Raw genomic sequence first — 14,053 nt, forward strand, 5'->3', positions numbered from 1 at the left:
GGAGAAAAAAGATTGAAGCTCATTTCCATCGTTGTCCCCGTATTCAACGAGGAGGACAATCTCGAACATTTTTATCAGGCGATTTCTGAAGTCATGGCTGCGACGAAGTACGACTTCGAACTGATTTTTGTCGATGACGGCTCGTGTGACAAGAGCCGCGAGATCCTGCGCCGCTTGGAGGAAAAGGATGCACGCGTGCAGCCCATTTTCCTCTCGCGCAACTTCGGGCATCAGCTTGCCTTGACGTGCGGCCTCGACCACGCGGACGGTGCGGCTGTCATCACGATGGACGGCGACATGCAGCATCCGCCCGCGCTGATCCCGACGCTTCTTGCCAAGTGGGAAGAGGGATTCGATGTCGTGCAGACGATCCGTGAGACGACGGAGGGCGTCGGCTTCTTGAAGCGGGCGACATCGTATTGGTACTACAAGGCGCTCAACAAGATTTCGCGCGTCCACATCCAGGAGGGCGGCTCAGATTTTCGACTCATGGATCGCAAGGTCGTGCTGGAATTTCGCTGTTACCGTGAGCGTGCGCGCTTCATTCGCGGCATGATCGGTGCCATGGGCTACCGTCAGGTGCAGATCCGCTTCGTTGCGCCCAAGCGCTTTGCGGGCGTTTCCAAATTCTCGCCGCGAAAGATGCTGCACTTCGCGCTCGACGGCATCCTCGCCTATTCGACGGTGCCCCTGCGGCTGGGTCTTTACTCGGGGTTCATCTGCGGCATATTGAGTATCTTGCTGCTCCTCCATGTGCTTTACATCAAGTTCATCGAGGGGAGTGCCGTGCCCGGCTGGGCGACGATCACGGCCTGCGTGCTGCTCTTCGGTGGCCTGCAGCTCGTCGCGCTCGGCATTCTCGGCGAGTACATCGGGCGTATCTTTGAGGAGGTCAAGCGGCGGCCTCTCTACCTCGTCGCACGCGGCAAGCCCAAGGAAATCGCACGCATGGCGAGCGAGGACGCTGGGAGAGAGAAGGGAAGTCGTGAGGAGAGGGAAGGACATGACGATGAAGAAAAAGGAAATCATCCATGAGGTGCGCCGCTACTTTGTAATCCTTTTCGGCTGCGCCGTCTGCGGCGTCGGCATCAACCTCTTCATACTGCCGGCAAACTTGCTGACGAGCGGCCTCGGAGGCATCGCCATCCTCCTGCACTACTTCGTCGGCTGGCCTGTCGGCGCGCAGCTCCTCGTCTACAATCTGCCGATTCTCTACCTCGCGCATCGCTTCGTGGGAAAGCGCTACGCCGTCGATACGATTCTGGGCACGGTGCTCTTCTCCCTCGGCATCGACGCTTTCAGTTCGCTTTCGGCGCTGCATCCCGTGCACGACACAATGCTCAATGCCATCTTCGGTGGCGTCGTCTCGGGCATCGGCTACGGCATCATCTTCCGCTTCGGCTCGAATACGGGCGGCGTCGACGTGCTCGGCGCCATCTTGAAGAAGTATTGGTCGATTGACGTCGGCACGGGCGTATTCCTGCTCAACATGCTTGTCATCGCAGCGTCGGCGGCGCTCTTCGATCTGGAGACGGCGCTCTTCACGCTCGTCTGCATCTATGCGACGGCGGAGCTTACGAACCGCTGGGCGGCGGGATTCAATCGCGAGAAGGCGATCTTCATCATCTCGGAGGAAAGCGAGAAGATCGGCGACGCCATCATGGAAAGCCTGCACCGCGGCGTCACCTACCTCGAAGGCCGGGGCGGCTTTCTGCAGGAAAAGAAAGCCGTCGTCTTTGTCGTCGTCTCCCTGACGCAGCTCGCACGCGTCAAGGCAATCTGCGATCGATTGGACAAGAATGCGTTCCTCATCATTGCGAACGCTTCCGAAGTGCGCGGCAGAGGGTTTTCGCGCGAGCGCATCCTCTATCAGTTCGCGCAGCGCAAGGAGCTGATCGAGGCGCGGGAGAGGGAGAAGGGCGGGACGCGATTCAAAGGATGATTTCAGCAACGACAACAGGCAGAGCCGCATGGGATGGCGGCTCTGCCTGTTGTCGTTTTTGCTTACGGAATCACTGATAAATTCAGCCACCCATCTTCACACATCTGCGCTGTCCTCTCGTCGTCGACAAATCCTCGACGTAGCACCGCTACGCCTATGGTTTGTCTCCTTGCTGAGCCGTCCAAGAGTCAAGTCCGAAGGACGCAGGCGATTGGGAAACGGCTCGTATGCGAAAACGTCCCAAGAATGCAAGCGCGAAGCGCGCCGCATGATTGGTTGACGTTGACCGCTATAGATACAGCGCATCTGTGCAAATCTGGGTGACCTCATTTTATCAGCGCTTCCTTATATTTTTTTGCGGCGACACCGGCTCGATTTGTCCCGCTTCGGTCGTCTTGTCAGCGAAGCCTCATTTCGCGCCGCGCTTTTCGCGCAGGTAAGCGTCCATCGCTTCCGCCACATGTTTGGCGTCGTTGACGACTTGGACGACGTTGCACGGGCCGAGGACGACGTCACCGCCCGAGAAGACGCCGGGGCGGGTGGTGGCACCGGTTTCATCGACCTCGACCAAGCCTTTTTCGTTCGTCTCTATGCCCGTGGTCGTGCGCACGATCTTGTCTTTCGGATCTTGGCTGACTGCGATGACGGTGCTGTCGGCAGGACACAGGACAGGATCTCCTTCGCCCGTCAGTTTGCCTTCTTCGTCGAAGTGGCGATCGCGCATCAAAGGTCCGTCCTTCGTGATGGAATCGACGCCCTTGCAGAACTCGAATTCCACGCCGTCTGCCTGCGCGTACTCGAATTCGCGCACGCTGGCGGCGACCTTGTTGCTGCGCGAATAGATCGTGACGTAGCGGCAGCCCTTGCGGATCGCGGTGCGCGCGACATCCATGGCGGAGTTGCCCGAGCCGATGACGGCGACGCGGTCGCCGAGAGCGAAGGAGTCGGGGTTTTGCAGATAGTCGACGGCGAAGTGGCAGTTGCCGAGGCTTTCGCCCTTGACGCCGAGGCTGCGCGGTCGCCAGACGCCCGAACCGATGAAGATGGCGTCGTACCCGTCGGCAAAGAGCGTGTCGAGCGTCAGAAGGCCGCCGATCGTGCGGTTGGGTCGGATGCAGATGCCGAACTCACGCAGCTTTTTCTCATAGCGGTCGAGAATGCTCAGTGGCAGACGGAAGTCGGGGATGCCGTAGCGCATCATGCCGCCGATCTTGTCCATGCGCTCGAAAATCGTCACGTCGTAGCCCTTCTGCGCAAGCTTGATGGCAACGGTGATGCCGGCAGGACCCGAGCCGATGACGGCGACGGTCTGCCCCGTAGAAGGCGCACGCTCCAAGGCAACGCGGTCGAAGTAGGTATTCGAGATGTAGTGCTCGATGCTGGAAATCTGTATGGCGGATCCTTTGCGCAGTTGGATGCAGTTGCCCTCGCACTGCTTCTCATGGTCGCAGACGAGCGAGCAGATGATGCTCAGGGGATTGTTCTCGAAGAGCATAGCGCCCGCCTCGTTGATGCTGCCTTCGAGAAAGAGGCGGATCATCTCGGGGACGTTCGTCTGCACAGGACAGCCCTTGATGCGGCACAGGGGCTTTTTGCACTGGAGGCAGCGCCGCGCCTCGTCAATGACATGGATTGCCATGAAGATCACCTATCCTTTGTTGAATTGAAATATATTCCACCCTTCAGTCTACTTCAACGCGGGGATATTGTCTGTTGCTATTATCACATTTTCCTTAGAAAAGATAAACCTTCACCCGTTGGCTGTATGTGCGGCGTCCTGCCTCGTGCCCGCCGTTTCGTTGGAGAGGCCGAGCCGCTGCAGAAGAGCCATGTCCTCGGCAATGGTCGTGCCCGAGGTCGTGAGCATGTTGCCCGTGATGGAGGCCGATGCGCCGTAGAGGAAGGCGGGCGTGCCGTTGTCCTTGATGAGCTTGCGTCCCGCGCCGAGGCGGATGTTTGCCGTCGGGTTGATGAAGCGGAAGAAGGTGATGGTACGCAGGATCTCATCGCTCGTCAAGGGCGTTCTGCCCTCAAGCGGCGTGCCGGGAATCGCCATGAGGGAGTTGATGGGAATGGATTCGATGTCGAGTTCGGCAAGGCTCACCGCCATGTCGAGACGGTCTTCCCACGTCTCGCCCATGCCGATGATGCCGCCCGAACAGACGTTAAGCCCTTCGCCCTGTGCAAGGCGGATCGTGCGGATGCGGTCGTCGTAAGTGTGCGAGGTGCAGATCTCGGGAAAGAAGCGGCGCGACGTCTCGATGTTGTGATGGTAGCTTGTGACGCCCGCGGCGCGAAGCGCACGGAACTGTTCACGCGTCAAAATGCCGTGCGAGGCGCAGAGATCGATATGGAGCTTCTTGCGCATGGCGCGGTAGCAGTCGAGCGCGGCGTCGAACTCCTTGCCCGCGAGCGCTCTGCCCGAGGTCACGATGGAGAAGCGGTTGACGCCCGCCTCCTCGTTGGCGCGTGCGTTGGCGATGATCTCTTCCTGTGCGAGAAATGCGTATTCCTCGACGCCCGTCCTGTGGTGCGCGGACTGGGCGCAGTACTTGCAGTCCTCGCTGCAGTGACCGCTGCGCGCGTTGATGATCGTACAGAGGTCGATGTGCTTGCCGCAGAACTGTCGCTGCAGCTCGTGTGCGCCCTCCTGCAGCGCTTCGAGCGGCGCATCAAGGAAGATGGAGAGGTCGTCCTCGCGCTTGATGCGGCGGCCGCAGAGAATTTCTTTCGTGAGTTTTTTGACGGCGTTTTCCTTTGTCATGGCAGAGCCTCATTTCTTTCAAGAAGTTTGCATTTCCTCTCATTATATTTCAGACGGCGCATATAGTCAACTGATATGGAAATCTGGGTTAACCTTGGACTACTATTGCTTCCTCGACGGCTGCAAGGTATAATGGGAACGATGAATTTAGAAGAGAGGAGTCTTTCTTTGCAAAAGGTTTTGGAGGAGAAGATCGCCTTTGCCGATCAGCGCGAGGCGACGGCGCTTCTCGGCGAGCACGACGAGTACCTGCAGGTGCTCATGGACAATTTCGACTGCCGCTTCATAAGCCGCGGCGAGGAGCTTGCGATCGACGGCGAGGCGCAGATTGTGCGGGCGGCGGCGCAGGTCGTGCGCGAGCTGCAGTACCTGCACCGGCAGGGCACGACACTCACGATGCACGAGGTGCGCTACAGTGTGGGACTCGTCAAGCGCGGCAAGGGTGAGGCGCTGCATAGCCTTTTCAGCGACACGATCCTCGTGACGAGCCGTGGCCGTCATGTGCGCCCGAAAACGCTCGGCCAGCGCATCTACCTCGACGCCATCCGCAAGAACTCCATCACGTTCGGCATTGGACCTGCAGGCACGGGAAAGACGTACCTCGCCGTCGTCATGGCGGTGGCGGCGCTTCGTGCGAGGCTGGTGGAAAAGATCGTGCTCACGCGCCCCGCTGTCGAGGCGGGCGAGCGGCTGGGCTTTCTGCCCGGCGATCTGCAGGAGAAGGTCGATCCGTACCTGCGCCCGCTCTACGATGCGCTGCACGACATCCTCGGCTTTGACACCTACCAGAAGCTTCTTGCCAAAGGCGTCATCGAGATTGCGCCGCTCGCCTACATGCGCGGACGCACGCTGGAGGACGCCTTTGTGATTCTCGACGAGGCGCAGAATACGACGCCGAGCCAGATGAAGATGTTCTTGACGCGCCTGGGCTTCGGCTCGCGCATGGTCGTGACGGGCGACTTGAGCCAGGTCGACTTGCCGCGCGGCGTGTTTTCGGGACTTTCTGAGGCGAGCCGCATCCTGAGCGATGTGCGCGGCGTGGGCGTCGTCCGTCTGGAAGCACTCGACGTCATCCGTCACGACGTCGTCGCACGCATCGTCGAGGCGTATGACCGCGCGGACAAGGCGCGTCGGGATTCTGAGAAAAAGTCGGCAGAGCTGCAGGAGAGAAAGACAGCAGCGCTGGAAAAGGCTGCGGCATCGGAGAGAGGGGAGGCGGACGCATGAACATCCTGCTCAGTCACGAGGTGGAAGACCTGCCTCTTGACGCGGTCATGGAGGCGGAGATTCGGCGCGCTGTGGAAAAAGTCGGCGAGATTTACGATGTGGCGGACGCCGAGGTCAGCATCACCTTGACGGACGATGCGCACATCCATGTGCTGAACCGCGAGTACCGCAGGGTCGATCGTCCGACGGACGTGATTTCCTTTGCGCTCAATGAGAGCGAGGAGCCGGCGATCGCGGGCGGGCCTGCCGTCAACGTCCTCGGCGACATCGTCCTATCGATTGAGCGCGCCGCGGCGCAGGCGGCGGACTACGGGCACAGCCTGCGCCGCGAAATCGTCTTCTTGACGGTGCACGGCATGCTGCATCTCCTCGGCTACGACCATGTAGAAGAGGCGGAGCGGCAGGAGATGGAGGAGGAGCAGCGCCATGTGATGGCGGCTCTCGGCGTGACGCGCGAGGAAGCGGCGGAAGGCTCTGCAGAATGCACGGAGCAAGTGACAGCGAAAGGGGAGAACGATGGAAAAGGCAAAGCATAGATCGGGCTTCATCGCTGTCGTCGGGCGGCCAAACGTCGGCAAGTCGACGCTCATCAACAGCCTCATCGGGCAGAAGATCGCCATCATGAGCGACAAGCCGCAGACGACGCGCACGCGCATCCTCTGTATCCTGACGGAGCCAGACGCGCAGATCGTCTTCCTCGACACGCCGGGCATCCACAAGCCGCGCCACAAGCTCGGTGAATACATGGTGCGCGCAGCGGAAAGCACCTTGAAGGAGGTCGACGCCGTCTTCTTCGTCGTCGATGCGACGGAGAAGATGGGACCAGGCGAGCGCTATATCGTAGAGCGCCTGCAGGCGACGAAGTGCCCGTGCATCCTCGTCGTCAACAAGCTCGACCTCATCGAGAAGCCCGCCGTGCTGCCGATCCTCGAAAGCTACATGAAGGTATATCCGTTTGCAGGCGCCGTGCCCATATCGGCGAAGGAAGAGGTGAACCTCGACTCGCTTCTTGCGGAAGTCAAGAAGTATCTGCCCGAAGGTCCTGCCTATTATCCGGAAGACATGGTGACGGATCAGCCCGAGAGACTCATTGTGGCGGAGCTCGTGCGCGAGAAGGCGCTTCTTGCGACGCGCGACGAACTGCCCCATGCCATCGCCGTCGATCTCGACGAGATGAAGGAGCGCCCCAAGGGGGGCTTCTACATCCGCGCGACGATCTACGTGGAGCGCGAGTCGCAGAAGGGCATCGTCATCGGCGCAAAGGGCGCTCTTCTGCGCGAGATCGGCGCACAGGCGAGAAAGGACATCGAGATGCTTCTCGGCGCGAAGGTCTTCCTCGACCTCTGGGTCAAGGTGAAGAAGGATTGGCGCAACCGCGAGGGCGTTCTGCACAACTTCGGTTTTGAATGAGAGGAAATAGGGAAAGGGCGGCAGCAGGATGAACAAGGTATCGAAGCGCTTTATTAACGGTCTTATCCTTCTCGTGCCGCTGGCCATCACGGTTTTCGTCGTGACAGAGGTGCTGAACTTCACGGAGATCGTGCTCGGCAAGCATTTTCCCGTCTATTATCCGGGCATGGGTATCGTGACGGTGCTGCTCGTCATTTATCTCGTGGGCTGGCTCTCGTCGTACTGGTTTATGAAGCGCGTGATTTCCTATGGCGAATGGCTGCTCGGCAAGATTCCCGTCGTGAAGTTCATTTACAACAGTGTCAAGCACCTTTCGACCGCCGTTTTTGAGTCGAACAACATGTTTGACCACGTCGTGCTCGTGCCGTTTCATCAGTCGCGGGCGCTCGGCTTCGTCATGGCAGAGGTGCCGGCAGTCTTGCGCGAAAAGCTCGGCGACGACTACGTCTGCGTCTTCGTGCCGTGGAGCCTCAACATGACCTCGGGTACGAACCTCTTCGTCAAGAAGAGTGATGTCATCTATCTCGACATCAGCAACGAGTCGGCGCTGCAGTACATGCTGACGGCGGGCGCCGTCATGCCGCAGCGGCAGATGTCGACGAAATCGCAGGAGGCGGGCAGTGCGACGAGGCTGGCGGACGAGGTCGTGGCGGCGTCGAAGACGCAGTCTGCGCGTGCAGCCGGGGAAGCGTGCGAGGAGGCCGAACCGCATGGCACGCCGCAGCGCTGAGGCGCTCGTGCTCGCCACGAGGAATTGGGGCGAGGCGGACAAGATGGCGTCGCTCTTGACGCGCGAGTGCGGGCGCGTCGAGGCGGCGGCATTCGGCTGCCGCCGCCCGAAGAGCGCACTCGCGGCAGGGATGCAGATGTTCAGCCACCTCGATGTGGAGCTTACGGAAGGTGGCAGGGTCTGGACGGTGCGGCAGTGTTCGCTCAAGGGGCGGTTTCGCCGCCTCTCGGAAGATCTCTCGGCCATGGCATACGGCTCCTTCGTGGCAGAACTGGCGCTTGAGCTTTTTCCCGAGCACGAGCCTGCGCCCGACACTTTCGACCGTCTGCTGCAGATTTTTTGCGCCTTTGAGGAGCGCAATCCGCGTCTCGTGGCGCTGGCAGCGGCGTATCAGCTCCTCGCGCTCGCAGGCCTTTCGCTTCATCTTGCAAGCTGCGTCCACTGTGGTGCGCCCTTCGAAGAGCCGATGTCCGTCGACATCGGCGAGGGCGGCGCATTGTGCGCGGATTGCCGCACGGAGGATATGCCACTCTTTTCTGCCGAATTGAAGGCGTTCATCGAGAAGCTGACCGCTCTCGATTGGCAGGCGTTTCTCTCGCCGCAGAAGGCGTCAGACGTGCGCTCTCCGGCGCCGTTTTCCGTCAGAAAGCAGGAACTTCTGGCAGCGGAAAGCCTGCTGCTCGCTTACCTGCGTGCGCTTTTCGGCAAACCGCTGCGCTCGCTCGCCTTCATCGCACAGATCGGCGGCGCTTGAAGCGTTTGCTGTGCGCTTGTGGCGAAGGCATGAGGTGCGTTCTGCGATAGTTTTTAGCAATATGTTTGGAGGGGGCCGTGGCAATTCTGGTTTGCGGCGGCGCCGGCTACATCGGCTCTCATGCCGTTCATCAGCTCATTCAACCTCGGCAATGGACAGGGCTTCTCGGTCAAGGAAATGATCGCTGCCACAGAGAAGGCGACGGGCAAGAAGATCGCGGCAGAAATCGGCGCACGCCGTGCAGGCGACCCTGCGCAGCTCATCGCTTCCAGCGACAAGGTACGCCGCATCCTCGACTGGCAGCCGCGCTTCACCGACGTGGAAGAAATCATCGCGACGGCATGGCGGTGGCACGAGAAGCATCCGAATGGGTATGGAGAGTAACTTTCTGGCTAAAGTGCGTAATCGGTGCTATAATGATAATAGAAGGTGGAAGAGAAACAGTTCTCATACAACAAGGAGAAATCTTAATGGCAGAGAGTGTAGGAGATTCCTATCAAGATCCGACATACGATCAACATGCCAAACGTTTGCTTTCACAAAGAGCGATCATGGCACGTCTCTTGAAGCGAACTGTGCCAGAGTTTAAGGATGTTGCAATCTCTGACATCGCAGAAAAATATATCGAGGGCACGCCACAGATCAGTGAGATTCCCGTGGATAGGGATAAGACGAATACCGTAAGAAACAGGAAAGATTCGCCGAAAGAATTCCTCGGTGATGCCACGGAAAATGTCGGCATCACGGAAGGCTGGGTTCGCTTCGATATACTTTTCCACGCGAGAGTTCCCCAATCGGGTGAACGCATTACCTTGATTATCAATGTTGAGGCACAGCGGACACAGAAAAGAGCGAAGCTGGGCTATGCACTCCTGCGGCGAGCCGTCTACTATGCGGGTCGCTTGATTTCTTCGCAGAAAGAAACTGAATTTACAGGATCATCCTACGATGAAATCAAGAAAGTCTACAGTATTTGGCTTTGCATGGACTCCCCAGACGGCAGGAGCGCCATCAATCGTTATGATCTTGCCGAACATCATATTCTGCACCATCATAAAGAAAAGCGTGCTGACTATGATTTGATGAGTATCATCACGATCTATCTTGGAAATGAACGACAGCAGGACGAGGATTGGCTCATTCGATTCCTGCAGATCTTGTTCAGAGACACGGAAATATCTCCGGCAGCGAAGAAGCAGCTTTTAAAAAATGAGTTCGATATGGATATAAGTGCAGATATAGAAGAGGAGATGAGGACAATGTGCAATCTGAGTACAGGCATCTATGAACAAGGCATGGAGCGCGGTATGGAGCGTGGCATGGAGCGTGGCATGGAGCGCGGCATGGAACGTGGGCGGGAGGAAGGAAAGGTTGATATTGTTCTGGAAATGCTGCGAAATAAGCTGCCGCTCGAAATGATCGCAAGCATGTCGAAGTTTTCCTTGGAAAAAGTGAAAGAGCTTGGCAAGATGCACAGCTTGCTTTAATTCATGGAATTTTCGTGTTCTGCTGAAATTGGTTTTGATACGTATAAAACCGCTCCTCTACTGCTCGGACGAGTAAGGAAAGGGGCGGTTTTATGTGTTTGATACAGAAGTATCTTTCGCCATTGTTCTCTTCTATGGGAGATCTTGCTGTGTCTGCATTTGGGTACGATATATTCCCTTTCCGCCTCAATCGTTGTATAATAGTACGCAGCAAGCAAATTCAATCGGAGAAAAGGAGAGAGTCTTATGTATACGCTTTCCAGCACGGAATTTCATGGCATCAAGCCGCAGATTGACGAGGAGGCATTCGTCGCACCGCAGGTGTTCCTTTCGGGCGATGTGCGCGTCGCGAAGTATGCGAGCCTTTGGCCGGGCGTCGTTGCGCGCGGCGATGTGAATTACATCTCTGTTGGCGAGTGCTCGAATGTACAGGATCTCGTCTGCCTTCATGTGGCGGACGATAATCCGTGCATCATCGGCGATTATGTGACGATCGGCCACAGCGCCGTCGTGCACGGCGCGGAGATTGGCAACCATGTCCTCATCGGCATGAACGCGACGGTTCTGACGGGCGCAAAGGTCGGCGAAGGCTCGATTATTGCTGCAGGGGCACTCGTGCGCGAGAACGAGGTCATTCCGCCGAATTCCCTCGTCGTCGGCATGCCAGGCAAGGTCGTGCGCACGATTGACCGCATCAAGACGATTCATGCGCAGGCGATCAAGTACAAGTGCGAGTGGGCGATTGAGTACGGCGTATATCCCGAGATCGGCGGCGAGAAGTACCACGGCGAGCACATTATCTGACGTTTGCCGCTTTACAGCTTTGCACCTTATGATATAATGAAAGGCACAGCCTTCGTTTTGGCTGTGCCTTTCATTATATTTTTCAGGAGGTTTGATTCATGGCGCGAGAAACGCTGAAGAGCCGCTTCGGCTTCATTCTCCTCAGTGCCGGCTGTGCGATCGGCATCGGCAATGTCTGGAAGTTCCCTTATCTTGTCGGGCAGAACGGAGGCGGGGCGTTCGTTCTTATCTATCTTTTCTTCCTCATCGTGCTCGGTATCCCTGTCATGACGATGGAATTTTCCCTTGGCCGCGCGGCAAGGCGCAGTCCCGTGCGCATGTACCAGAGACTGACGCCCGAAAAGTGGGGCTGGCATTGGCATGGCTACGCATGCTGGTTCGGCTGCATCATGCTCATGATGTTCTATACGACGGTCGCGGGCTGGATGCTGCTTTACTTCTATCAGACAGCATGCGGCGCGTTTGCGGGACTTTCTCCGAAGGAGATCGGTGCGGCCTTTGGCTCGATGCTCGGCGATCCTATCTTGCAGGTCGTGCCGATGGTGATCGTCGTCATCAGCGGTTTCCTTATCTGCTCGCACGGCTTGCAGTCGGGGTTGGAGCGTGTGACGAAGGGAATGATGGTGCTCCTGCTCCTCATCATGGTCGTGCTCGCCGTGAACAGCGTTTTTCTTGACGGCGCGTCTGAGGGCATTTCCTTCTACCTGCGCCCTGACATCGCGAAGATGGAGGAGATCGGCTTTACGAACGTCATTGTCGCGGCGATGAATCAGGCGTTCTTCACGCTGAGCCTCGGCATCGGCGCGATGGCGATCTTCGGCAGTTACATCCCGAAGGATCACGCACTTCTCGGTGAGTCGGTCAACGTCGCCATCCTTGATACGCTCGTTGCCATCACGTCGGGACTCATCGTCATCCCCGCGTGCTTCGCTTACGGTGTTGAGCCGGACAGCGGGCCGGGACTTATCTTCATCACATTGCCGAACATCTTCAACCACATGGCGGGTGGCATCCTCTGGGGCAGTCTCTTTTTCCTCTTCATGACGTTTGCGGCTTTTTCGACGGTGCTCGCTGTCTTTGAAAACATCATGGCCTGCACGATGGATCTGACAGGGTGGAGCCGCAAGAAGACGGGACTCGTGAACTGCGCGGCAATCCTCGTGCTTTCTTTGCCCTGCGCCTTGGGATTCAACCTCCTCGCGGGCATTCACCCGATGGGCGGCGAGAGCAGTTTCCTCGATATCGAGGATTTCATCGTGAGCAACATCCTCTTGCCCGGCGGGTCGCTCATCTTTGTGCTCTACACGATGCATCGTTTCGGCTGGGGCTGGCAGAAGTTCTATGAAGAGGCGAATACGGGAAGCGGCTGGAAACTTCCTCGATGGGCGCGCGGCTATTTCGCCTACGTCCTGCCCCTTGTCGTCGGCGCGATTCTCGTGCTGGGATTGATGTGAGCTGCATGCACAAATTTCTGTGAATGCTTATGCCACTCTTGTGAAAGCGAAAGAAAAGAACCCGACGCACGGCAAACGTCGGGTTCTTTTCTTTCAATATTGCCTATTCGCTTGCTACGCTCTTTTCGCGGCGCAGCCGAAAGATGAGGCGGAAGGACAGCGAGAGGATGATGGCGATGACGGTCGCGAGCGACATGCCCCTGAGCGTCACCGTGCCGAGCGTGAGGCTTGCCGTCGATACGCCGACGCCCATGACGATAGAGGTCAGCAGGAGATTCGTGGGCTTGCCATAGTCCACCTTGGATTCGACGAGGATGCGGATGCCCGAGGCGGCGATGACGCCGAAGAGCAGCATGGAGACGCCGCCCATGACGGGCGTCGGGATGCTCTGGATGAGTGCGGCGAGCTTGCCGAGGCATGAGAGCGCGACGGCGAAGACAGCGGCGCCGCCGATAACCCATGTCGAATAGACCTTTGTGATGGCAAGGACGCCGATGTTCTCGCCGTACGTCGTGTTCGGCGTTGAGCCGAAGAGGCCCGAGAAGATCGTCGATATGCCGTTGCCGAGAAGCGAGCGGTCGAGTCCCGGATCCTTCGTGAGGTTGCGCCCGACGATGTTGTTCGTAACGATGAGGTGACCGATGTGTTCGACGATGACGACGATGGAGGCAGGCAGGAGGATGAGGATCGCGCCCGGCTCGAACTTCGGCGTGTAAATGGTCGGGATGGCGAACCAGGGGGCGTTTTCGACGGCGGAGAGGTCGACGATGCCCGCTGCATAGGCGATGACGTAACCCGAAACGACGCCGATGAGGATGGGGATGATGGCGAGGAAGCCGCGAAACGCGATGGAGGCGAAGACCGTGACGGCAAGCGTGGCGATGGAGACGAAGACGACGGTCGGATCCGCCTCGGCATCGGTCAGACCTGCCATCTTCGCCGCCGTCGGCATGAGCTCAAGTCCGATGACGGCGACGATCGCGCCCATGGAGGCGGGCGGGAAGATCACGTCGATCCAGCCCGTGCCGATGGCATGGATGATGAAGCTCACGAGGCAGAAGACGACGCCTACGACGATGAAGCCGCCGAGCGCCGCCTCGTAGCTGTAGTCGGCGAGCACGAGGAATACGGGCGAGAGAAAGGCGAAGCTTGAGCCGAGATAGGCGGGGATCTTGCCCTTGCAGAGGATCAGATAGAAGAGCGTGCCGATGCCGTTGAAGAGCAGCACGGTCGCGGGGTTGACATGGAAGAGGATCGGCACGAGCACCGTTGAGCCGAACATCGCGAAGAGGTGCTGCAGGGAAAGCGGAATCGTCTGGAGGAGCGGCAGCCGCTCCTCGGGGGCAATGGTTCTTTGTGTCATGAAAATGCTCCTTTGGAAGATAGTTATACCAAAGAAGAATTTAGCACAGAATGAGCGCTTTGTCTAATGGATTATTTGACGATGCGGATGCTTTTGGAATCCAAGTATAATGTGTGTG

Annotated in this window: 12 protein-coding genes and 2 pseudogenes; 11 read left to right on the top strand and 3 right to left on the bottom strand. The window is 58.2% G+C overall.

All coding sequences use genetic code 11. The features are described 5' to 3' along the window. The first annotated feature begins 12 nt into the window (after positions 1 to 12). Both HMPREF1153_RS07810 and HMPREF1153_RS07815 read left to right on the top strand, forming a co-directional pair. Entirely contained in the window at positions 13 to 1,035 is a 1,023-nt protein-coding gene (locus HMPREF1153_RS07810; RefSeq protein WP_009646530.1) for a glycosyltransferase family 2 protein, read from the top strand. Further along, on the top strand, positions 1,004 to 1,942 hold the full coding sequence (locus tag HMPREF1153_RS07815; RefSeq protein ID WP_009646413.1) for a YitT family protein: 939 nt from the start codon (positions 1,004 to 1,006) through the stop codon (positions 1,940 to 1,942). Before HMPREF1153_RS07810 ends, HMPREF1153_RS07815 begins: the two co-directional genes overlap by 32 nt. 409 nt (positions 1,943 to 2,351) lie before the next feature. Here HMPREF1153_RS07815 and HMPREF1153_RS07820 read toward each other — a convergent pair whose 3' ends face one another. After that, a complete protein-coding gene (locus tag HMPREF1153_RS07820; RefSeq protein WP_009646460.1) occupies positions 2,352 to 3,581 on the bottom strand; it encodes an NAD(P)-dependent oxidoreductase in 1,230 nt (409 codons plus the stop codon). A 111-nt stretch (positions 3,582 to 3,692) separates the two neighbouring features. Continuing rightward, the gene (gene bioB / locus HMPREF1153_RS07825) at positions 3,693 to 4,706 is read right to left on the bottom strand and encodes a biotin synthase BioB (RefSeq protein WP_009646387.1); all 1,014 of its coding nucleotides are present in this window, start codon (positions 4,704 to 4,706) and stop codon (positions 3,693 to 3,695) included. A 132-nt stretch (positions 4,707 to 4,838) separates the two neighbouring features. Between bioB and HMPREF1153_RS07830 the strand changes: the two genes are divergently transcribed. The 9 genes and pseudogenes from HMPREF1153_RS07830 (at position 4,839) to HMPREF1153_RS07870 (ending at position 12,572) form a co-directional block, all read left to right on the top strand. Beyond that, positions 4,839 to 5,933, top strand: a complete 1,095-nt coding sequence (locus tag HMPREF1153_RS07830) for a PhoH family protein (RefSeq protein WP_009646428.1) — start codon at positions 4,839 to 4,841, stop codon at positions 5,931 to 5,933. Next, a pseudogene (gene ybeY / locus HMPREF1153_RS07835) lies at positions 5,930 to 6,388 on the top strand (rRNA maturation RNase YbeY); the annotation flags it as partial. The gene HMPREF1153_RS07830 and the pseudogene ybeY, both read left to right, overlap by 4 nt. 61 nt (positions 6,389 to 6,449) lie before the next feature. Continuing rightward, positions 6,450 to 7,343 (top strand): GTPase Era, encoded by an 894-nt coding sequence (gene era / locus HMPREF1153_RS07840; RefSeq protein ID WP_009646396.1) that lies wholly within the window; start codon positions 6,450 to 6,452, stop codon positions 7,341 to 7,343. Between the two features lie 28 nt (positions 7,344 to 7,371). After that, entirely contained in the window at positions 7,372 to 8,073 is a 702-nt protein-coding gene (locus HMPREF1153_RS07845; RefSeq protein WP_009646411.1) for a DUF502 domain-containing protein, read from the top strand. Further along, complete coding sequence (gene recO / locus HMPREF1153_RS07850) at positions 8,054 to 8,827, top strand: DNA repair protein RecO (RefSeq protein ID WP_009646384.1); 774 nt, start codon at positions 8,054 to 8,056, stop codon at positions 8,825 to 8,827. The genes HMPREF1153_RS07845 and recO overlap by 20 nt, the downstream gene beginning before the upstream one ends. 138 nt (positions 8,828 to 8,965) lie before the next feature. Continuing rightward, positions 8,966 to 9,211: pseudogene (locus tag HMPREF1153_RS07855) on the top strand (UDP-glucose 4-epimerase); the annotation flags it as partial. Positions 9,212 to 9,297: 86 nt separating this feature from the next. Beyond that, positions 9,298 to 10,314, top strand: a complete 1,017-nt coding sequence (locus HMPREF1153_RS07860) for a nuclease (RefSeq protein ID WP_009646371.1) — start codon at positions 9,298 to 9,300, stop codon at positions 10,312 to 10,314. Between the two features lie 246 nt (positions 10,315 to 10,560). Beyond that, positions 10,561 to 11,118: a gamma carbonic anhydrase family protein gene (locus HMPREF1153_RS07865; protein WP_006191537.1), complete on the top strand. Its 558-nt coding sequence runs from the start codon at positions 10,561 to 10,563 to the stop codon at positions 11,116 to 11,118. Between the two features lie 98 nt (positions 11,119 to 11,216). Then, positions 11,217 to 12,572 carry a sodium-dependent transporter gene (locus HMPREF1153_RS07870; RefSeq protein WP_009646517.1) on the top strand — a complete coding sequence of 452 codons (1,356 nt, stop codon included), beginning with the start codon at positions 11,217 to 11,219 and terminating at the stop codon, positions 12,570 to 12,572. A gap of 103 nt (positions 12,573 to 12,675) precedes the next feature. On the opposite strand, the gene uraA is transcribed toward HMPREF1153_RS07870, so the two are convergent. Then, positions 12,676 to 13,935, bottom strand: coding sequence for a uracil permease (gene uraA, locus HMPREF1153_RS07875; protein ID WP_009646377.1), 1,260 nt, complete (start codon positions 13,933 to 13,935; stop codon positions 12,676 to 12,678). Positions 13,936 to 14,053 lie beyond the last annotated feature (118 nt).

The organism is Selenomonas sp. CM52, assembly GCF_000292955.1.
Lineage (GTDB): Bacteria > Bacillota > Negativicutes > Selenomonadales > Selenomonadaceae > Selenomonas.